At 57.6% G+C, this 20,207-nt stretch carries 13 protein-coding genes; 11 read left to right on the top strand and 2 right to left on the bottom strand.

Going from position 1 to position 20,207, the window contains the following annotated elements; genetic code table 11:
* Positions 1–37: 37 nt before the first annotated feature.
* Both QZ170_RS06190 and QZ170_RS06185 read right to left on the bottom strand, forming a co-directional pair.
* Positions 38–613, bottom strand: coding sequence for a sugar O-acetyltransferase (locus tag QZ170_RS06190; RefSeq protein WP_297178704.1), 576 nt, complete (start codon positions 611–613; stop codon positions 38–40).
* Between the two features lie 352 nt (positions 614–965).
* Positions 966–3,254: an outer membrane beta-barrel protein gene (locus QZ170_RS06185; protein ID WP_297178701.1), complete on the bottom strand. Its 2,289-nt coding sequence runs from the start codon at positions 3,252–3,254 to the stop codon at positions 966–968.
* Positions 3,255–3,764: 510 nt separating this feature from the next.
* Here QZ170_RS06185 and QZ170_RS06180 point away from each other — a divergent pair.
* The 11 genes from QZ170_RS06180 (at position 3,765) to QZ170_RS06130 (ending at position 19,920) form a co-directional block, all read left to right on the top strand.
* Positions 3,765–3,896 (top strand): hypothetical protein, encoded by a 132-nt coding sequence (locus QZ170_RS06180; protein WP_297178698.1) that lies wholly within the window; start codon positions 3,765–3,767, stop codon positions 3,894–3,896.
* Between the two features lie 346 nt (positions 3,897–4,242).
* Positions 4,243–4,770 (top strand): hypothetical protein, encoded by a 528-nt coding sequence (locus QZ170_RS06175; RefSeq protein ID WP_297178696.1) that lies wholly within the window; start codon positions 4,243–4,245, stop codon positions 4,768–4,770.
* Positions 4,771–5,034: 264 nt separating this feature from the next.
* Positions 5,035–6,768: a phosphoenolpyruvate carboxykinase gene (locus QZ170_RS06170; protein WP_297178693.1), complete on the top strand. Its 1,734-nt coding sequence runs from the start codon at positions 5,035–5,037 to the stop codon at positions 6,766–6,768.
* 232 nt (positions 6,769–7,000) lie between these two features.
* Positions 7,001–7,744: a hypothetical protein gene (locus QZ170_RS06165; protein WP_297178691.1), complete on the top strand. Its 744-nt coding sequence runs from the start codon at positions 7,001–7,003 to the stop codon at positions 7,742–7,744.
* A gap of 228 nt (positions 7,745–7,972) precedes the next feature.
* The gene (gene ychF / locus QZ170_RS06160; RefSeq protein WP_297178688.1) at positions 7,973–9,076 is read left to right on the top strand and encodes a redox-regulated ATPase YchF; all 1,104 of its coding nucleotides are present in this window, start codon (positions 7,973–7,975) and stop codon (positions 9,074–9,076) included.
* 10 nt (positions 9,077–9,086) lie between these two features.
* Positions 9,087–10,979 carry a tRNA uridine-5-carboxymethylaminomethyl(34) synthesis enzyme MnmG gene (gene mnmG, locus QZ170_RS06155; protein WP_297178685.1) on the top strand — a complete coding sequence of 631 codons (1,893 nt, stop codon included), beginning with the start codon at positions 9,087–9,089 and terminating at the stop codon, positions 10,977–10,979.
* Positions 10,980–10,999: 20 nt separating this feature from the next.
* Positions 11,000–12,451 (top strand): HD domain-containing protein, encoded by a 1,452-nt coding sequence (locus QZ170_RS06150; protein ID WP_297178682.1) that lies wholly within the window; start codon positions 11,000–11,002, stop codon positions 12,449–12,451.
* Positions 12,452–13,111: 660 nt separating this feature from the next.
* A complete protein-coding gene (locus tag QZ170_RS06145; protein WP_297178679.1) occupies positions 13,112–16,150 on the top strand; it encodes a SusC/RagA family TonB-linked outer membrane protein in 3,039 nt (1,012 codons plus the stop codon).
* Between the two features lie 25 nt (positions 16,151–16,175).
* Positions 16,176–17,633 carry a RagB/SusD family nutrient uptake outer membrane protein gene (locus tag QZ170_RS06140; RefSeq protein WP_297178676.1) on the top strand — a complete coding sequence of 486 codons (1,458 nt, stop codon included), beginning with the start codon at positions 16,176–16,178 and terminating at the stop codon, positions 17,631–17,633.
* 26 nt (positions 17,634–17,659) lie between these two features.
* A complete protein-coding gene (locus tag QZ170_RS06135) occupies positions 17,660–18,424 on the top strand; it encodes a DUF4843 domain-containing protein (protein WP_297178673.1) in 765 nt (254 codons plus the stop codon).
* 5 nt (positions 18,425–18,429) lie between these two features.
* Positions 18,430–19,920, top strand: a complete 1,491-nt coding sequence (locus QZ170_RS06130) for a hypothetical protein (RefSeq protein ID WP_297178671.1) — start codon at positions 18,430–18,432, stop codon at positions 19,918–19,920.
* Positions 19,921–20,207 lie beyond the last annotated feature (287 nt).

Here is a 20,207-nt window from a genome sequence, read left to right as displayed (position 1 = left end):
GTGGACTTGTTCCACGTGGAGCATGGCGGGCGATTGCTTAGCCCAGCACTCGGTCTGCCTCGGTGATGGGGCGGAGCACTCGGCAGGGATTGCCTACAGCAAGTACTCGGGCGGGGATGTCCCGTGTCACGACGCTCCCAGCGCCGATCACGGCGCCGTCGCCGATGGTGACTCCCCCAAGAATGGTTGCCGAACCTCCAATCCAGACGTCGTCGCCGATGGTGACGGGGCGACCGCACTCGTGGTAGGTGTTGCGCTCCTCGGCGAGGAGGGGGTGGTGTGGGGTGTAGATACTGACGTGGGGGCCGATGAAGGTACGTCTGCCGATGTGGATCTTCCCTGAGTCGAGGGCTGTGAAGCCCGTATTGACGAAGGTGCCGTCCCCGATGTGGATGTTGTGTCCGTAGTCGATGAAGATGGGCGGGACGAAGTAGCAGTGCCCCTCGATGCTTCCCAGTAGTTCGTGTAGGATGCGCTGCGCTTCCTCTTGCTCGGTTTCCTCGAGTCGGTTGTACTGATTGATGAGTCTCTGGGCACGCATTCGGTCTTGGTGGATCTCCGGATCGGAGGCATCGAAGTAGAGCCCGTGGAGTAGTCGTTCCTTCTGTGTCATGCTGAGTCGTGAGCTGAGAGTGGGGGTAGTGTAGTGGGGTGAGTAGGTGCGGGCGCTCTTGCGCTCTTACCGTATGGGCGACGGAGGTGTATCCTATGTCTGTTCCACGTGGAGCATTGGAGCTAAACCGCACTGTAGTAATAACGCAGCCCGCCTGCAAATGGTTTTGCAGGCGGGCTGTCTCGTATCGGATGTTAGGGGATGAACGGAGGAATGACTTCGGCCTCGGCGGAGGGATGACCTCGGCCTCGACGGAGAGGCGACTTCGCTCTCGCTGGAGGGTGCCTGTCGTGCTTAGTACCTGAGCTGTGGCTCGCTCGCTATACCCCTTGAGGCGGGTGCTTCAGAGGGGCTATTGGGCAGGTACTGAGACGTTCAGCCCTTCGTTAGCTTCGGTGGAGAGTCGTTTGGTGTCGTCACCCCTTCGGCGATCATTCTGTGTCTTGACCGTCTTCTTACCCCAGTTGTAGGAGAGAGTGAACTGGAGGCGAGGACTATGCCAGTTGCGCTCGAAGGTGAGGGCTGGAGAGGTGAGGCCGTAGCTCCCACGTGCGATGTTCGTATTGAAGAGGTCGTATGCCGAGAGGGAGAGGCGAAGGCTCTCGCCGATCCGCTTGCTCACAGAGGCATCTATCCACCACTGACGCTGCATCTGGTAGAGTCCATACAAGAGTCCGCTGTAGTAGGTCACACCGAGGTCTACAGACCAGCCTGAGGGGAGCCCTAGGTTGTGCCGGTGCTGGGCATAGTAGGCATTGAAGGTCTTGCTGTAGTCTACTCGATTGATCCGTCCAGCGTCCCACTGGCGCTGGGCAGCCAGATAGGTGGAGGCTGTCCAGCTGAGCTCTCCCTGACGGATGAGCGGGATGGGTAGGACGAGCAGGGCACGTAGGTAACGGCTGTAGTCGAGGTTGTGCCGACGCAGTGTGTACCTCCCATGGTCTATCGTGAGAGCCTCTACGATAGGAGCCTCGGTATCGACATAGCTTAGCTCCAGCTGGGCTGCCTGGAGGTAGCTGTAGCCGAGGGTCACACTACGGCGGTAGGAGGTCTTGAGGTGGGTATTGCCCTGACGAGCTAGCAGTGCCGAGGCGCTTGTAGTGTAGCCAAGTAGGTCTCTATAGCTAGGACGGGTATAGCTGGAGGAGTGGGTGAGGGCGATCTGGTGGTGACGTGCTGGGGTGTAGCGAAGGCTGGCGAAGGTGAGGGGCTCCGAGCCCGAGCGGAAGAATTCGCCTTGCCCTACTCCGAGGCTCCCCTTACGGTCTTCGCCTGCGATACGAAGGCCCGCATAACCCGAGAGCTGCTCCAGGCGGAAGCGAAGGCTAGCATATCCCTCTATGTTCCATTCCCTTAGGGTGGTGACCCCCGTCCTATTGGTGACTCGTGAGTCTACCGAGACGTGGCTCGCCTCCGCCCCGAGGTAGAGGGTGAAGATGCTGGAGAGCCGATGAGAGAAGTCTAGGGCGAGGCGTGCGAACTGGTTGTCGTCCTTGCTGGCGACACCCTGTGAGCTCCCCTCCCGGCGCAGGTCGGAGCGGCCGAACGACCCCTCGGCGGTCGTCTGGAGTGACCAGCGCTCTGCCTGTAGGGTGTGGTAGAGGGTACCGTAGAGGTTGGTCCACTTGAGGCGGTTGTGCATGCTCTGTGTGAGCAGGAGTCGCTCGTTGGCGTAGTTCCCTAGGATCTGTGCCCCTAGGCTATTGTGCTTGCCCAGGGTGAGGTCGGTGCCGAGGCCCACCTGATGGGAGATGCGGGAGTCTGTGCGCAGGTCGTCGGTCTGTCCCGTGGATAGGGTCGTCGTCTCCCGCATACGCTTATCCCCGAGGGTGTAGGAGAGGTAGGAGCGACTAGAGCCGTAGCCGAGGTTCACACGTGTAGAGAACTGCTCGGAGAGGTAGTGGTGGTAGGTACCGACGAGATTGGAGAAGCCCTTGACGCCCTCCGCAGCCTTGGCCTTGCGCTTGATGTTGAGGATCGGGGTCGTCACACCGCCGTACTCTACCCCGGGCTCACGGATGAGCTCGACGCTAGAGAGTTCGCTGAGGGACATGCTCTGTAGTAGGGAGATGACTTCGTCCTTGCTCATGCGCTGGGGACGCCCATCGATGTAGACGGTGAGCTCCGAGAGGCCGTAGAGCTTGAGGGTATTGGCGCCCTCGAGCTGGAGGCCGGGGATGAGTCGTATCCCATCGAGGACGCTCCCGCCCCGAGCCTGTGCGAGGGCAGCCTCCCCGAAGATGAGGGTTGTGCCCTCGTAGCGGACGAGTGGGGCGGAGTGCTGTACGACGACGGCCTCGAGCTCACGGGTGAGCTCGACGGGGATCGTGCCGAGCTGGAGCTTGCCGGGGCGAAGCTCCAGCGAGGAGCGAAGGACGATGGCCTGCTGGGCAAAGGAGGTGCCGAGGAGGTAGGTCCCGGGGGTGGCTTTGAGGAGGAAGTAGCCCTTCTCGTCGGTGAGGGTACGGAAGGGGGTGTCTTGTCCCTGGGGCGTACGCAGACCGACGAGGGCATTGACGATAGGGGTCTTGTCTGTCCTGCTGACGAGCGTCCCCTCGAGCCAAGCCTCGGTAGCCTGCTGGGCCCGGAGGACTCCCCCGCACACGAGGGCGAGGAGGAGGGTGAGTAAGAGGTGTCTCATAAGTGGGTCTTCAGAATGGGTGTATTAATAGGTGTATTGTTAGTTGATCGTCGGTCTTACGAACTCTATCGCAAGGCTCGGGGTCAAATTTAAAAAAATATATCGCCCCGCAAGACCCCCGAAAAACTCCTAACAAAGGCCTCTGTTACAGAGCCTATAGCGGGGTGGGCGAGGCCTCGATGGGTGCTCTACTTCGCTCTCGGTAGAGGCGCCCTAATCACCTATGTAAGGTGACGGGGACGCTCTTACCGAGAGCGCTCTTGCGCTCCTATAATGATCGCTTCCATCACCTATGTAAGGTGATTAGGGTGTCCCTACCGAGAGCTTAGTAGGGGGGCTCGGTAGCTCCTATCTTCCCCTCTCGAGAGGACTGCGACGGAGAGGGCAGTGTGGAGGGAGCCAGGAGCTAGACTGTACTCGGTCAGCTCGTGTACGATGGCGGTGTAGTAGTAGGCGGGGTAGGTGGTGCGATAGGTCTAATGAGTGCAATAGGTCTAATAGGTCTAATAGGTGGTCAGCAAAGGTCTAGCGAAGGCCACTGAGTGGTGGCGGGTAGGGGTGCGCTGGGCTGGTGGTGAGGGCTGTGGGTGTGTAGGTCAGGTGGGCTGGCTGGTAGGTGAGGGCGCTGGACTGGTAGGCTGAGGGCAGTGGGGTGTGTAGGTCGGTGGGGTGACTGGTAGGCTGATGCTAGTAGTAGGCGGGGAGGGGGACGCTGGGCTGGTAGGTGAGGGCTGTGGGTGTGTAGGAGGTGGGAGGTGAGAGTGGACGAAGAGGAAATCCCTAACTTTGAGGGAGGGAAGGCGCAGACGTTGGCGCTGGGGCTTCGTCGAGACGCTATCGCAGGGCGAGTAGCGAGGGGATAGCCCGGGGCGAGTATGGTGCCGCACCTTCTATAGACGCATCGTAGCGTGCCGTGCCTCCTATAGACGCATCGTATCGTGCCGTACCTCCTATAGAGACATCGTAATTACTCCATAGATACGAGACTATGATACCGACACGGATTCGCTGGTATACCCTAGGGCAGAGGCGCCTAGGGATACTCCTTGCCCTACTCCTCCTGTGGGGCTGTGGTACAGCACGCCTTCGCCAGCAGAGCTCTACACGCCTTGGTCTCCTCAATGGGCAGCCTTCCTGGATACTACGACAGCTAGGGGAGCAGATCCTCGTACAAGCCTATCTGGTGAGCCCACAGGATCTGATAATACGCTTCCAGCATAGGGCCTATCCAGAGTATCCCCTAGCCCTTCACTCCGTGGGGGTGATGGGAATGAAGTTTGATAGCCCCAAGATGGAGCTAGAGGCCTACCAAAGGACGCGTCTGCGTCAAGGCCCCTTATATCGGGGCGATCGGGAGACCACGAAGCGTGATCTGATCCACGTGACTGATGTGAGGGAGATCGGGGATAGCACGGTTCACTTCGTGGGTGTCCCTATGTGGCTGATCGTGACCTGTGCCCATCGGAGTAGTGGAGAGATGTATCGGGATACACTCACCCTATACTTCGCGGAATAGGGGCGGGGAGAGAGGTCTTGTAGGAGCAGATACCGCTAGAGGAGGATCGGGTTCATCGGTAGCCTGCCGGCGGCCTGTCCCCGAGGGTCGCTAGAGGGGGATAAGGAGGGGTGTGGGTAGGGGGCTGGTTGTAGAGTCGGCAGAGCAAAGTAACCATTTATAGGTATATAGCGGAAAGATTTCTTTATTGTGAGTATTTGAGGTATATTTGCTCTTGCGTTAGAGCGTCTAGCGTATCTATTAATCTAGCCCGAATACAAGGAAATGTTACAAGAATTCACTCTCAACCGAGGTAGAGCGATCATCAACTTTACCTCTAAGTTCTGCGACAACCGCCGCAAGGTGCTCACCAGCTATGCCTTCAGGCGTGTTGTTGAGTCCTTTGTCCTCCACCTCAAGAAGGACAATCCCATCATCTACGATGCCTTCATCGCAGACTTCGAGACAGACGACAACCTCATCCACTCCCTCATGGATGTGATCCGCCTGCTCAGCGTCTGTGACGTCGATGAGCTCCTAGCGACCAATAATAAGTATGCCCCCTTCTTTAAGGATCGTGACCTCTTCCTCGAGCTAGTCGATCTGCTCTACCACTACTGGCGTCGCATGGAGCGTATCGCTGTCGTGCACAACCAGCGTCAGGGCGAGGGGCTACAGAATGTACGCTTCGTACAGGCCTACGAGCTCTTCAACGAACTGATCCTCTCCATCTACCGCCGTACCAAGGAGGTCGTCAATGGCTTCGCTAGCCATGTCTACCGCCAGACGACTGCTGGGGTCAATGCGGGGCTTATCCTGAATGATGCCCCATGGAACTGCCCGATCGAATACAAGGGCTTGGCGGCCATCCCCTTCATAGACTCCATCATCATCAATCCCCCCTACGTCTCCTACACGAAGAAGAATACGCGTGACGGGATCTTCCAGGAGCACCAGTCCAACCCCGCTGAGCATATGATCCTGAGCGAGGATGAGTGGTTCCTCTACCCTGCCAAGGTGGGTGATCTGCTGGCCTTCGTCTACTTCCACAAGGACTTCATGTGCCACGGTCTCGGGATGGCGAACCTCTTCGAGCTCGCTAAGCCCAACGAGTATGTCGGTAAGAAGCCCGATATGATCTACATCTTCGGCTACCCCGATGGGCACGAGGAGAAGCGTACCTTCTACCACAAGGATAAGAAGAACGACATCCTCATCGGCTACGCCAACTACAGCGACGAGATCGACTACTTCGGCTACATGAAGAAGATGCTGCTGACCCTGCACAACATCAAGCAGATGGAGCGGGGCAACCTCCCGATCCACGGTGCTATGGTCAATATTGTGCTGAAGAATAGCCGTGTGGCCAACATCATCATCATGGGGGACAGCGGTGCCGGGAAGAGCGAAAGCCTAGAAGCCTTCCGTACGCTCAACGAGAAGTACATCCGCCACATGCGTGTCATCTTCGACGACATGGGCTACCTCAAGCTCCAGGATGATGGCTCGATCCTAGCCTACGGGACGGAGATCGGTGCCTTTGTCCGTACGGACGACCTCGACCCGATGTATGCCTTCTCGCAGCTAGACCGAGGGATCTACACCAACCCCGACAAGGTCAATGCTCGTGTGACTATCCCGATCTCTACCTACGAAGTCATCTCTAAGGGCTTCCCCGTGGACTACTTCCTCTATGCCAACAACTACGAGGACTGCGCCCGCAAGATCGCCCTCTTCGACAATATGGAAGAGGCCGTGAAGATCTTCGAGGCTGGTGCTCGCCGAGCCAAGGGGACGACGACGGAGAAGGGTCTGGTGACCTCGTACTTTGCGAACCCCTTCGGCCCCGTACAGGAGAAGGAGCTCGCTGCGAGCCTGATCCAGAAGTACTTCTCCGCCCTCTATGCTACGGGGGTCAAGGTCGGGGAGATGCATACCTGCCTCGCTGTAGATGGGCAGAGCAAGACGGGCCCTCGTGCTGCTGCCGAGGAGCTCTTCAGCATGATCAACGAAGACTAAGGCATAAGCCGTCTCTAATTCTTTCTAACTCTTAAGCGAGACTACCCCTGCTGCAGGTTTGCCTGCGGTGGGGGTAGTCGTATTACAGCGGGATAGGGGCGGGGGGATAGGACTCAGTGAGATTGGCTACATTTGACTACATTTGCTCCGTAGGCGACGAGCTACTCTCTTCTGCCCGCCCCGCTAGACTACAGATACATTACCTAACTACAGACTAAGGACAAGGAACCCAATGAGACTACGTACACTACTGGGCGCTGTCGCCCTCGGAGGGCTTAGCCTGCTACCCGCCCTCCTAGGCTCGTGCGGGAAGACCCCCGAGCCTCCCATTCCCCTCTCTCGGTGGGAGACCCCCTACTTCTTCACGGAGATCCTCGAGCCTCAGACCATACGACTCGCCTCACTGACCTATGAAGAAGGTGAGCCGAGACTAGGAGGCACTAAGCGCTATCTAATCCTACCGATTGAGGGTGTGTATCACTCCTACTTCCGGACTAAGGAGCGGGCTCACTTCGAAGAACTGGCTCGTAAGATAGGAGACTTGCCCTCCCCCCGGGTCTATATCCATCCTATGCCAGGCGGGCGGGGCTCTCTGAGCTCCGGTGTAGCCTCTATCTCCCTTCGTGCGCAGACGGCGTATAATAGCCGTTACCCTGCGGGAGTAGAGCTTGCCCCTATCGTCTGTGCGGAGTATTTCTCCTATGACTATCATTTCGATAAGAGTATCGCCCCGACCGTCAAGATGCCTCACGAACTGGGCGGGTATACTCGAGACCTAGCGGATCCCCTCCAAGCGATGAAGTACCTATCCCCCTGGCGCTGGCCAAGATCCTCGGGAGCTAATTCCCTCTCGCTGGTGAGGCTTCATCTGACGGAGGAGCCTACAGCCTCCCCCCAGACCTTTCGCCTGACCCTCAGGCTGACGGATGGGCAGGTATTCACAGCTGACCTCACCGCAGACCTCATGAAGGACTAGGGGGTACTCTCCCCGCAATACACCTCTCTCTACTTGCCCTAGAGAGACGAACGAGCCCACCTTAGGAGGATCTAGGGTGGGCTCGTCCATTGATATGCTCCTCCCCCTCCGCCCAGAGGCTACCAGCGAGGGGGATGCACCTCGATATTTCCCAGCAAGCTACAGAGAGGTCTGCGGGCTTTTGATTATCTTTGCACCTCACAGATAAGTATATAAAGAATAAGCCATATGTCTCTACAGTGCGGTATCGTAGGCCTACCCAACGTGGGTAAGTCTACCCTATTCAATTGCCTATCCAATGCTAAGGCACAGTCCGCTAACTTCCCCTTCTGCACCATCGAGCCCAATGTCGGGGTCATCACCGTACCCGATGAACGTCTGAACAAGCTGGCGGAGATCGTCCACCCCCAGCGGGTCGTCCCCACGACCGTCGAGATCGTAGACATCGCAGGGCTTGTCAAGGGCGCAAGCAAGGGCGAAGGGCTTGGGAATAAGTTCCTCGCCAATATCCGTGAGACCGATGCTATCCTACATGTCCTGCGTTGCTTCGACGATGACAATATCACCCACGTCGATGGGAGCGTCGATCCCGTACGTGACAAGGAGGTCATCGACACCGAGCTGCAGCTCAAGGATCTGGAGACCGTAGAGGCTCGCCTACAGAAGGTCTACAAGCAGGCTCAGACGGGTGGCGACAAGGCTGCCAAGCTCGCCTATGAGGTGCTGAGCCGCTACAAGGAGGCGCTTGTGCAGGGACGTAATGCCCGCACCGTGACCTTCGAGACGAAGGACGAAGAGAAGGTTGCACGTGAGCTCTATCTGCTGACCAGCAAGCCCGTCCTCTATGTCTGCAACGTCGATGAGGCTTCGGCACTCAGTGGTAATCAGTATGTAGAGCAGGTGCGTGCCGCTATCCAGGACGAGGGGGCAGACCTACTCGTCGTAGCGGCCAAGATCGAGAGTGAGATCGCAGAGCTCGAGACCTATGAGGAGCGTCAGATGTTCCTCGGGGAGATCGGGCTCGAGGAGTCAGGTGTAGCACGTCTCATTAAGGCTGCCTATGCCCTGCTGAACCTAGAGACCTACTTCACCGCAGGCGTACAGGAGGTACGTGCCTGGACGTATACCAAGGGGAGCAAGGCACCCCGTGCGGCAGCCGCCATTCACACGGACTTCGAGAAGGGCTTCATCCGTGCCGAGGTGATCAAGTTTGAGGACTTCGTCCACTACGGTAGCGAAGCCGCCGTCAAGGAGGCCGGCAAGATGGCTGTCGAGGGTAAGGAGTATGTCGTCCAGGATGGCGACATCATGCACTTCCGCTTCAACGTCTAGTCCCCCCTACATGCACAGCTACGACGTCATCGTCATAGGTGCAGGGCACGCAGGCTGTGAGGCCGCCGTCGCTGCCGCTCGCCTAGGCTCGCATACGCTGCTCATCACGCCCGATATGAACAAGATCGGGCAGATGAGTTGTAACCCTGCTGTGGGCGGTATCGCCAAGGGGCAGATCGTGCGTGAGATAGACGCACTCGGGGGACGTATGGGGCTCATCACGGATCGGACAGCGATCCAGTTCCGCATGCTCAACCGCAGTAAGGGTCCCGCTATGTGGAGCCCTCGAGCGCAGAGCGACCGCCAGCGCTTCATGGAGGCTTGGCGAGAGGAGCTGGACGATGAGCCCAACCTAGACCTATGGCAGGATACGGTGACCCATCTGGAGATCCAGGAGGGTAGGGTGCAGGGTGTGGATACGGCACTGGGTGTGCACTTCGAGGCACGTGCCGTGATCCTCACGGCGGGCACCTTCCTCTCGGGGGTCATGCACTTCGGGGAGCATCAGATGAGTGGTGGTCGGGTCTCCGAGCCCGCTACCTATGGACTCACTGAGGAGCTACGTGCCGCAGGCATCCGCACCGACCGCATGAAGACGGGTACTCCCCCCCGAGTGGATGTACGTAGCATAGACCTAGAGGCATGCATCCAACGAGGGGAGATTGGAGTACAGGATGGTGAGGAGGACTATCATAAGTTCTCCTTCATGGACACTCCCGACCGCTCGCCCCTCAAGCAGCTCCCCTGCTATACGCTCTATACCAACGAAGCCTGCCACGAGGTACTACGTGCAGCACTCGATCGCTCCCCCCTCTACAACGGACAGATACAGAGCATAGGCCCTCGCTACTGCCCGAGCATAGAGACGAAGATCGTGACCTTCGCAGAGAAGACACAGCACCAGCTCTTCCTAGAGCCCGAGGGGGAGCGTACCAACGAGTATTATATCAATGGCTTCTCCTCCTCCCTGCCCCTAGAGGTGCAGCTGGAGGCTCTTCGTCAGATACCCGCCCTTCGGGACGTCCGTCTGTACCGCCCAGGCTATGCCATCGAGTACGACTTCTTTGACCCCACACAGCTCCACCATACGCTGGAGAGCAAGGTGGTACAGGGGCTCTTCCTCGCAGGACAGGTGAATGGGACGACAGGCTATGAGGAGGCTGCAGGCCAAGGGCTCATCGCAGGGATCAATGCCCATCAGTCGGTGCATGACCTCCCTCCCTTCACGCTCAGTCGCTCCGAGGCCTATATCGGTGTGCTCATTGACGACCTCGTGACCAAGGGGGTGGATGAGCCCTACCGTATGTTCACCTCACGAGCCGAGTATCGCATCCTACTCAGGCAGGATGATGCTGATATGCGTCTGACCCCTCGGGCGATCGAGCTCGGGCTCGCTACCCAGGCGAGGGCAGAGCTGCTGGCGGAGAAGATAGAGGAGCGAGACCGCCTCATACAATTCATAGAGGGCTACTCGATCCGCCCCGACAGGATCAACCCCAGCCTAGAGCAGGAGGGACTAGTCCCCCTCCGTCAGGGGTGCAAGCTCGTAGACCTCGTCCTGCGTCCCCAGCTGAGTCTCGCCCAGCTCGCCCAGTTCGTCCCCGCTCTAGCTCGAGCCATAGAGCGTATCCCTAGACGGCGAGAGGAGATCGTCGAGTGTGCCGAGATCCTCATCAAGTACCGTGGCTATATAGAGCGTGAGCGACAGCAGGCCGAACGACTGGAGCGATTGGAGTACGTCTTCATCCCCGAGGGACTCGACTACAGCAGTATCCAAGCCCTGAGTACAGAGGCTCGGCAGAAGCTAGAGCGCATCCGCCCTGCGACGATCGGAGCAGCCTCACGTATCCCCGGTATATCCCCCCACGATGTCAGCGTGCTCCTCGTGCTCGCTGGTCGGTAGCCCCCACCCCCTATAAGATTATGCCAGACGAAGATCTGATCTACGACAAGATAGATACCCCCCTCTTTCATCTCATTGGCGAGGCTGCTGATAGCCTCGGCGTAGAGGCCTACGTGGTCGGGGGCTACGTGCGTGACCTCTTCCTCTATCGCCCCTCCAAGGATATCGACATCGTCTCCGTAGGTAGGGGGATAGACCTCGCTAAGGCGGTAGCGGAGCGACTCGGACGAGGAGCGAAGCTCTCGGTCTTCGCCCGCTTCGGCACGGCGCAGGTCAAGAAGGGCGATATCGAACTAGAGTTCGTCGGTGCCCGCCGAGAGAGCTATAGCCCCGATAGCCGTAAGCCCTACGTGGAGGATGGCACGCTGCAGGAGGATCAGGAGCGCCGAGACTTCACGATCAACGCTCTAGCCCTTTGTCTGAATGCTGATCGCTTCGGCGAGCTCGTCGATCCCTTCGATGGGCTAGCCGATATGGACAACTTGACCCTGCGTACGCCTCTAGACCCAGATGTGACCTTCAGTGACGACCCTCTGCGCATGATGCGAGCTATACGCTTCGCTTCTCAGCTGGGCTTCTTCATTGATCCCGATACCTTCGCTGCTATTGGACGTAATAGGGAACGCATCAGCATCGTCTCGGCAGAGCGCATCTCTACGGAGTTCAACAAGATCCTCCTCTCCCCCCGCCCCTCTGTCGGGCTGGAGCTCTTCGAGCAGACCGGGTTGATGGAGATCCTCTTCCCCGAGCTCCTCGAGCTGAAGGGCGCAGAGACCCGTGAGGGCATCGGGCACAAGGACAACCTCACACATACCTACAAGGTCGTAGACAACCTGGCCAAGGCACTTGCCTCCCGCCCTCGCCGTGAGGAGGATCTCTGGCTCCTATGGGCTGCTCTACTGCACGACATCGGTAAGCCCCGCACAAAGCGGTTTGATTACCGCCTCGGCTGGACATTCCACAACCACAATTACGTCGGGATGAAGATGGTCTCGCGTATCTTCCGTCGCCTGCGCCTGCCCCTAGACCACAAGATGCACTACGTGGAGAAGCTCGTCGATCTACACATGCGCCCAGCTACCCTCGTGGATGAGGGGGTGACGGACTCGGCTGTGCGCCGCCTGCTCTTCGAGGCTGGGGATGACATCGATGACCTCATGCTCCTCGTAGAGGCTGACATCACGAGCAAGAACCCGCAGAAGGTGCGCAAGTATCTCGATAACTATAGTCTCGTGAGGCAGAAGCTCACCGACATCGAGGAGAAGGACCGTGTGCGCAACTTCCAGCCCCCTATCTCAGGGGAGCTCATCATGCAGACCTTCGGGCTCTCCCCCTGTCGAGAGGTCGGGCTCATCAAGGACGCTATCAAGGATGCTATCCTCGAGGGTACCATCCCCAACGAGTACGAGCCCGCCTATGCCTATATGCTCCGTGAGGCCGAGAAGCTAGGCCTCAGCCCCAAGGCTGAGTAGACCCATCTACGACAGCTGTCCCTATAGCCCCCAGCCCCCACGCATCTCAGATGCGTGGGGGCTGGGGGCTATGGGGGTGTAGGAGTGATAGGTCCAATAGGTCTAATAGGACTAATAAGTCTAATAACGTAGGTGGGGAAGGACTACTCTGGGGGCAGTGGTAGGATAGGGGCGGGTAGTGCTAGAGCCGGGGCTAGTGTGATAGGTGGGGATAGGTGGGGGTAGAGCTGGCACCCAGAGCTGTCTGGGGGGGCAGTGGTAGGAGCGTAGAGTAGGGTAGGGGCGTAGGTGATGGTCGGCTAGTCTCCTGGGAAGAATAGGTGCTAGACGAGAGGTAGAGGCACGGAGAGGGCGAGAGAGTGGGAGTATGAGAAATGTTATCATTTTGGGGGAAGAGAAGGTAGTTTGCTAGGAATTGCGGAAACAAAATGCTAATTTTGTAAATCACGGTGTTTTGATAGAAGGGTTAGGTCAAGTTGCCTTGGTCTAGCCTTCGGCGGAGGGGGGTATCCCCTCTCACTATTTTGTCAGTATAATTCTAAGAGCTACTCTGGGCATAGGGCCACGAAGCTCTACGCCACGTAGTCGCCGCAGTGTGGGGGGCTACGGGGGCTAAGAGACCTTTTGCCCCAGCTCTGTATCACTATATAATAGGTCGCAATGAGAATAAAAACCGCATTACTAGCCAGCGGATGGCTCGCCCTCGCTCTGCCTCCAGCACTAGCTGCACCTAGTGCGCCGACGAGTCTGTCCGTACAGCAAGACCAACCTAAGTCCACCTACGCCCTAATCAGCGCAACGATCGTTGACGAATTTGGCGAGCCCATGATGGGAGTGTCTGTACAGGTCAGTGGGATGACAGGGGGCTTCATCACGGACGCTAAAGGGTACTTTGAGTTCAAGACCACCAAGCCTAGCGAGACAGTTCGCCTGAGCTTCGTCGGCTACAAGGCCAAGAGCCTCACCCTGCAGGCCGGTAAGCCCCAGCGTATCGCCTTAGAGCCCGACAGTGAGATGCTGAAGGATGTCGTCGTCACGGGCTTCACGAAGAAGGATAAGAAGAGCTTTACCGGTTCGCAGACGACCGTCAAGGCCAAGGAACTCCTCTCGGTGGGTACGAAGAACCTCCTCGAGAGCCTTGAGGCCTTTGTCCCAGGGCTACAGATCGTGCAGCAGAATAACCTCGGCTCTGACCCGAATGCTCGCCCTGACCTCAACCTCCGTGGTCGTGCGACGTTCTCAGGTGCTGCCAACCTCCCTCTCTTCGTCGTAGATGGAGCTATCGTAGACGTGAACTACATCTACGATATGGATATGAACACCATCGAGAGCGTCACCGTGCTCAAGGACGCCTCTGCCTCTGCGCTCTATGGGGCGAAGGCCGCAGCTGGGGTCATCGTCATCACCACCAAGCCCATTGAGCAGGGTGCTATCCGCCTTAATTATAGTGGTACGCTCCGCCTCACCACCCCAGACCTTAGTGGTTATCACCTGCTGAGCCCCGAGCAGAAGCTCCGCTATGAGGACCTAGCCGGGGTCTACACGGGTATTGACCCTGCCGAGCAGTATCGCAAGGATCTAGAGCGTGATGCCGTGGTACGCATGATCCGTAGTGGGGTGAATACGGACTGGCTCTCTAAGCCCCTACGTATGGGTGTCTCTCACTCGCATAGCCTCAGCGCAGAGGGTGGCGACCAGTTCGTCCGCTATGGCCTAACCCTCCGTTACGGCAACGAGCAGGGTGTCATGATCCAGTCTGGACGTGAGCGTGTGTCGGGTAGCTTCAAGCTCTCCTACAACAGACCTAATCGCATCTTCCTATCCAATAACCTTACGGTCAATAGGGTCTCTTCGGACGAGCCCAACTACGGGTCGTTCAGCAACTTCTCCCGTATGAACCCCTATCTCTCGCCCTATGGCTCGGATGGGCAGCTCGTCAAGAGCTTCAATGGGGATCGGGTCAATAACCCGCTCTATGAGGCCAAGCTTGGGAGCTATAATCAGTCGCAGAATATCGACCTACTGAATACCTCTACCCTGCAGGCTTGGGTTGGCGACTTCCGTGTAGACGGAGACTTCTCCTTCACGATCCGTAGTGGTAGTGGGCGTAAGTTCCGTTCACCTCTCTCCAATGACTTCCGTGGCGACGCTCTCGACCAGCGTGGGGAGATGGTAGAGAACCAGTCGAAGGGCCTCAACTACATGGGGAAGCTGATGGTGTCCTATAATCGCACCTTCCTCGACAAGCTCTATGTTACCTCTATGGCTGGGGCTAATATTGAGTCTTCGTCCTCCGATGCCTCCACCTACACGAGCCGAGGCTTCTACTCGGACAACCTTGGGCACCCCAACTTTGCCCTTGGCTATCGCAGTGGTGCTCGCCCCTCAGGGTCGGACAACTACTCCACGGCAGCGGGCTTCTTCCTCAACGGGAATGCAATCTATGATAACCGCTATTCGCTGGACTTCGTCTTCCGCTATGAGGGCTCCTCGAAGTTCGGGAAGAACCAGCGTTTCGCTCCCTTCTGGTCGCTCGGTGGAGGGTGGAATATCCACAACGAGTCCTTCTTCAAGGGCAACAAGAATATCCAACTGCTGAAGCTCCGTGCGAGCCTTGGGTATCTAGGGAATATGTCCTTCGAGCCCTATCAGGCTTACACGACCTACGACTACAATAAGAATATCAACTACCTCGTAGGTGCAGGTGCTGTACCCCGTGGCATCGGGAACCCTGACCTCAAGTGGGAGCGTACGCTGAACCAGAACATAGGGCTTGACCTAACGCTCTTCAAGAGTCGCTGGGATCTGACCTTCGATGCCTACCGCAAGCTGACGGATAACCTCCTGCTGGATGTCACGAAGGCGCCCTCAATCGGTGTCGTTACGGCAAAGCAGAACGTCGGGGAGGTCGTGAACTCAGGGCTGGAATTCTCCACCCGTGTCGTGCCTATTCAGAACAAAGATCTGCAGTGGACGCTCGCTCTGAACTACTCCTATAATAGGAATAAGGTGAAGAAGATCAGTAATGCCCTCAAGGCTCTTAATGACTCCTATGCCAAGGACACGGTGCTGAACCGCTCCACGACCCCGCTCCCTCTCTACGAGGAAGGGCAGTCACTCACGGCCCTGAAGGTCGTCCCCTCGGCTGGGATCGACCCTGCCACGGGTAAGGAGATCTACATCAAGCGTGATGGCTCCTATACCTTCGACTACGACTCCAACGACCGTATCGTCTTCGGTGATACGAGCCCTTGGGCTTATGGGACGCTCTCGTCTTACCTCTTCTACAAGGGCTTCTCTCTGAATGCTAGCTTTGGCTACTCCCTCGGGGCTGTGGTCTACAACCAGACCCTCGCCTCTCGAGTAGAGGGTGCAGACCCTCAGTACAATGCCGACGAGCGTGTGCTGAACGACCGCTGGAAGCAACCCGGCGATGTCGCTAAGTACAAGGATATCGCCAACCGCGAGAGTCCCTATCAGAGCAGTCGCTTCGTACAGAAGGAGTACTACCTGACCCTGCGCAGTCTCTCTCTGGCCTACGAGACGGAGGCAGCATGGGTGAAGAAGCTCCACCTGCGTCGTGCACGCTTCGAGCTCCTCTCCAATGACCTCTTCTATCTCTCCACGGTCCGTCGTGAGCGTGGGCTAGACTATCCCTTCGCACGGAGTATAGAGCTGTCGGCTCGCCTCTCCTTCTAACCACCCACTCCTCAACGATACAATGATGAGAAAGATGATAATCCGCCCCCTGGCTGTGGGTCTACTGACGCTGGCTCTACTGCCCTCCTGCAATAAGTTCCTCGATATCCAGTCCAAGGGTACACTCCTGGAGGATGTCCAGTTCTCCACGATACGAGGCTACGAGGATGCTATGTACGGGGTCTATGGCTCGATGGCTGAGCAGGGGCTCTATGGAGGGGTGCTCACCGCAGGCTTCCTAGAGAATATCTCTCAGACGATAGGTAATGTGAATAGTGTGTCCATGAACTATCATGTGAACCGCTATCGCTATACCAACCCCCAGGTGCGGGATCAGATCGACGCTATCTGGTCTGCCCAGTACCAAGTGATCTCCTATGCCAATAACATCATCGCCAACGCCGAGAAGAGTTCCCTCTCGGGGCATGTGCTCCAGCTCGCCCGAGGTGAAGCCTATGGGCTACGTGCCTTCCTGCACTTCGATGTCGCTCGTATCTTCGCTGCGGACTACCGCCGAGCTAAGGCTGCTGGGACTCTCAAGACGACACGTGGTATCCCCTACTCCTATGACTTCAACCTGCAGAACAAGCGTCTCTACAACCTCGAGGATACGTACAAGAATATCCTAGCTGACCTCGACCAAGCCGAGGCGCTCCTCAGCGGTGATGAGTCGATCCGGGGAGGTGATCTCTCGGCGGCGACCTACGAGACGAACCGCATCGTACACTTCAATAAGTATGCTGTCTATGCGACGAAGGCACGTGTCTACAATGCTATGGGCGAGAGAGCCAAGGCTATCGAATATGCGCAGAAGGTCATCGCTCATAGTGCGGACTTCGGCCTAGCGGACCGCTCTGCCTTCGCTAACGTGACCCGCTTCCCTGCTGATCGGGAGCTTGTCTTTGGGCTGTATGCTCCTAAGTTCCTCGACTGGGTAGCTACGACCTACCTCTCTACGGGGGGTGCTGGTAATGTCGATCAGGGACGCCTGCTCCGAGCCCTCAATGAGCTCTACACTCCACTAGGCGGGGGAGCCTCCATCGACAATCGTCAGGTAGCCTACTTCCGTCAGATTGACTCCTACACGCAGTTCATCCGTCTGCTTCCAGATAGGGATCTGCTTCGCTCCATAGCGACCTCGAGCAAGGGGATCATGCTCATTCGCCTACCCGAGATGTACTACATCCTAGCCGAAGCGAGCTATCCTACCGACCCTGCGGCCGCTGTAGAGGCACTGAACAAGGTGCGTGACAGCCGAGGGCTAGCCCCCCTCACGACGGCGAGCTTCTCGAACCAGGCTGCCTTTGACAAGGAGCTGATGCGCGAGTATATCCGTGAGACCCCTGGGGAAGGGCTATCGTTCCATGCGATCAAGCACTTCTTCCTCGCCTTCCCCTCACTCACTGGGGAGAGTGTGACGCCCACGGAAGAGATGTTCACCCTGCCCTGGCCACAGCTTGAGCTCACCTACGGCAATCACTGATCGATCACCCTCAGATAATGCGAACAATGAAAAGGAACCATATCAAGCTCCTCCTCTGCCTCGCACTCACTGGGCTTACGCTCACGAGCTGCCAGAAGACCGAGGACGAGCGTATAGAGTATATCAGTCGTGATGGCTACTACTCAGCCCCACGCAGTGTGTACTTCCACTTTGCTAGTGCTGATGACCGGATCATACGGGAGAGCTATGGGACACGTCCCGATGCTCTCACCGAGTTCACGGTGAATATCCCAGTACGTCATACCGGCACGGCTGCCTCTACTCCGCTAGCTTTTAGAGTACGGGTAGACGAAGCTGCCTCTACGGCTCGTGTGGGGCAGCACTTCAAGGCCTTGGCGAGCCAGTATACCTTCGCTGCGGACTCTCTGAATGGGACGTTCCCGGTGACCTTTATCCGTAGTGCCCTCCAGACCGAGGAGGGTAAGGCCGATACGCTCGTCCTCGTGCTAGAGGCGACCTCGGATCTGAGGACAGCCTTCACTGAGCTGAACCGCATCACGGTGACGGCGAGCAATGGGCTGATGATCACACGAGACTTCTGGGTGAACTCCAGCTATCAGTACTTCTGCGGAGACTTCTCTCTGAAGAAGTACCGAGCCATCCTAGCCCGCTACCATCAGGATGAGATGGAGCTCTATGATGCCTTTAGCCATCTAGGTAATGTAGAGGTCTTCTACCAGCTCTTGGTCAATATCGAGGCTGCCCTCAACGAGATCGGTGAGCCCATCCCCGAGGCGACCAAGCGTGCTCTCCAACAATTCAGACAATAAGACACATGAAGCGACAGACATATAAGCTCAGCATAGCGCTCGCCTCCTTGCTTACCCTCGGAGTCGTCAGCTCGTGCTACAAGGATCACTCTACGGGGGTGACGCATCCCCTAGAGGTGGTAGACCCCACTTCGCAGCTGCAGGAGCTCTACGAGGTAGAGTTTGGCTCTACGCTCACGATACAGGCTCCCCAGTATAAGATCACCAATGGGGCAAATGTGACTCCTACGATCGAGTGGGAAGTGGACTACAAGAAGGTCTCTACGACCAGCACCCTCGCCTATACACCGACGAAGAGCTCGGACTATGGTATCCACCCTGCTCGCCTCAAGATGCAGACCCCTGATGGTACCTACTACCATCGCTTCCGCATCCGTGTGAACTTCAAGTATCGTGAGGGGCTCTATGCCCTCACACAGCAGTCGGGCAAGACGGCTGTCGGCTACTACCCCTTCGGGCAGTCCGCTAGTCCCGTCGCGGACATCTTCACCGAGGGTGGGGTAGACCGTGACCTAACGGGGACACCACAGACGCTGAATATGTTTACCCATACCACGGGGGCAGGCAGGACGACCAACTACCTATTCGTCGGAGCCGACACCTGGGGCTACAGGATGAATGCCGACTCGCTGAAGGTCATCGGCTCTCGTATGAACTTCAATGGGCATACTGTCCAGGCGAATGCCTTCTCCCCGCAGGACCTCAATGAGTACGTCGTCGCTGGGGGGAACCTCTACACCGTAGGTCTACAGACGACGCTCCCTCGCCGTCTGAATGACGCTCGCCTCCGGACTGCCTTCTCCGGTACGCTCCCCGTCCTAGCAGGGCGAATGAGTGTATGGCGCAATGCGATCTATTCGGGGGGCTTAGTGCTCTTCGATGAGACGACGGGTACGGCCATCGTGCTGGAGCTCTCGGGCTCGGGGAACAAGGTGCACCTCTTCAAGGCCACCTACAGTGAGCCCGATCCCTTCACCGGACAAGACGTATCCGTCACGGGCAATCCCTTCTCGGGAAGTACCCTCCTAGATATGTCAGGTACTGCGACGATGAGCCATGTAGCTCTGCTGACTCATAGTGCATCCTCGAGTGAGTATACCCTAGCCGTGATCGAGCCTAACCTCTTCCTCAGCTCCTCCAAGGCAGGGACAAGCTACCCCATGCAGCGCATCGCCTACAAGGGGACAGACCGTCCGACTCACCTCGCCCTACGCCCTGAGCACAACTCAGCCTACGTAGCTGCTGGCAACAAGGTCTACCTCTATGACCTACAGCGTCAAGCCACCTCCGCTCCCGAGGCCTACATCACGCTCGGAGCCACGGAGACGATACAGAGTATAGTGCTCTCGGGAGGGACACGTCTCTACATCGCCACCTATGATGGCTCGGCCGGAGCGGTCTATAGCTATGATGTCTCGGGCAGTACCGCTCAGCAGCTCTGGCGAGACACCTCGCTGGGCCGGGTGACGAAGCTCGTCTACCGAGAGCCCCGCTAGTCCCCACCTCTATACTCCACCCCTCTGCGTGAGGCTGTGTCATAAGCGATCCTTATCACACAGCCTCACCCATGCAGGGGCGGAGACACGATCATCCCAACGATAAAATCACCAACACTATAAACGATAGATCCATGCACAAGAGCAGCATTCGCACCCTCGTGGTGGCTCTACTCCTATCGGGTGGCTATTCGCTCTCAGCCTCGGCTCAGATCGATACGCTCACGACTAAGCCCAAGGCGGTAGAGAAGAAGCAGGAACCCAAGAAGGAAGAGAAGAAAAAGGAA

The organism is uncultured Porphyromonas sp. (genome assembly GCF_905372525.1).
Classification (GTDB): domain Bacteria; phylum Bacteroidota; class Bacteroidia; order Bacteroidales; family Porphyromonadaceae; genus Porphyromonas.
This window is presented reverse-complemented; position numbering and strand designations above follow the sequence as displayed.

What these genes read in the sequence shown, in the direction of transcription:
- mnmG (WP_297178685.1), top strand. Translation starts at nt 9,087, where the DNA reads ATGCACAGCTACGACGTCATCGTCATAGGTGCAGGGCACGCAGGCTGT.
- ychF (WP_297178688.1), top strand. Translation starts at nt 7,973, where the DNA reads ATGTCTCTACAGTGCGGTATCGTAGGCCTACCCAACGTGGGTAAGTCT.
- QZ170_RS06185 (WP_297178701.1), bottom strand. Translation starts at nt 3,254, where the DNA reads ATGAGACACCTCTTACTCACCCTCCTCCTCGCCCTCGTGTGCGGGGGA.
- QZ170_RS06190 (WP_297178704.1), bottom strand. Translation starts at nt 613, where the DNA reads ATGACACAGAAGGAACGACTACTCCACGGGCTCTACTTCGATGCCTCC.
- QZ170_RS06150 (WP_297178682.1), top strand. Translation starts at nt 11,000, where the DNA reads ATGCCAGACGAAGATCTGATCTACGACAAGATAGATACCCCCCTCTTT.
- QZ170_RS06175 (WP_297178696.1), top strand. Translation starts at nt 4,243, where the DNA reads ATGATACCGACACGGATTCGCTGGTATACCCTAGGGCAGAGGCGCCTA.
- QZ170_RS06140 (WP_297178676.1), top strand. Translation starts at nt 16,176, where the DNA reads ATGAGAAAGATGATAATCCGCCCCCTGGCTGTGGGTCTACTGACGCTG.
- QZ170_RS06145 (WP_297178679.1), top strand. Translation starts at nt 13,112, where the DNA reads ATGAGAATAAAAACCGCATTACTAGCCAGCGGATGGCTCGCCCTCGCT.
- QZ170_RS06135 (WP_297178673.1), top strand. Translation starts at nt 17,660, where the DNA reads ATGAAAAGGAACCATATCAAGCTCCTCCTCTGCCTCGCACTCACTGGG.
- QZ170_RS06130 (WP_297178671.1), top strand. Translation starts at nt 18,430, where the DNA reads ATGAAGCGACAGACATATAAGCTCAGCATAGCGCTCGCCTCCTTGCTT.
- QZ170_RS06165 (WP_297178691.1), top strand. Translation starts at nt 7,001, where the DNA reads ATGAGACTACGTACACTACTGGGCGCTGTCGCCCTCGGAGGGCTTAGC.
- QZ170_RS06170 (WP_297178693.1), top strand. Translation starts at nt 5,035, where the DNA reads ATGTTACAAGAATTCACTCTCAACCGAGGTAGAGCGATCATCAACTTT.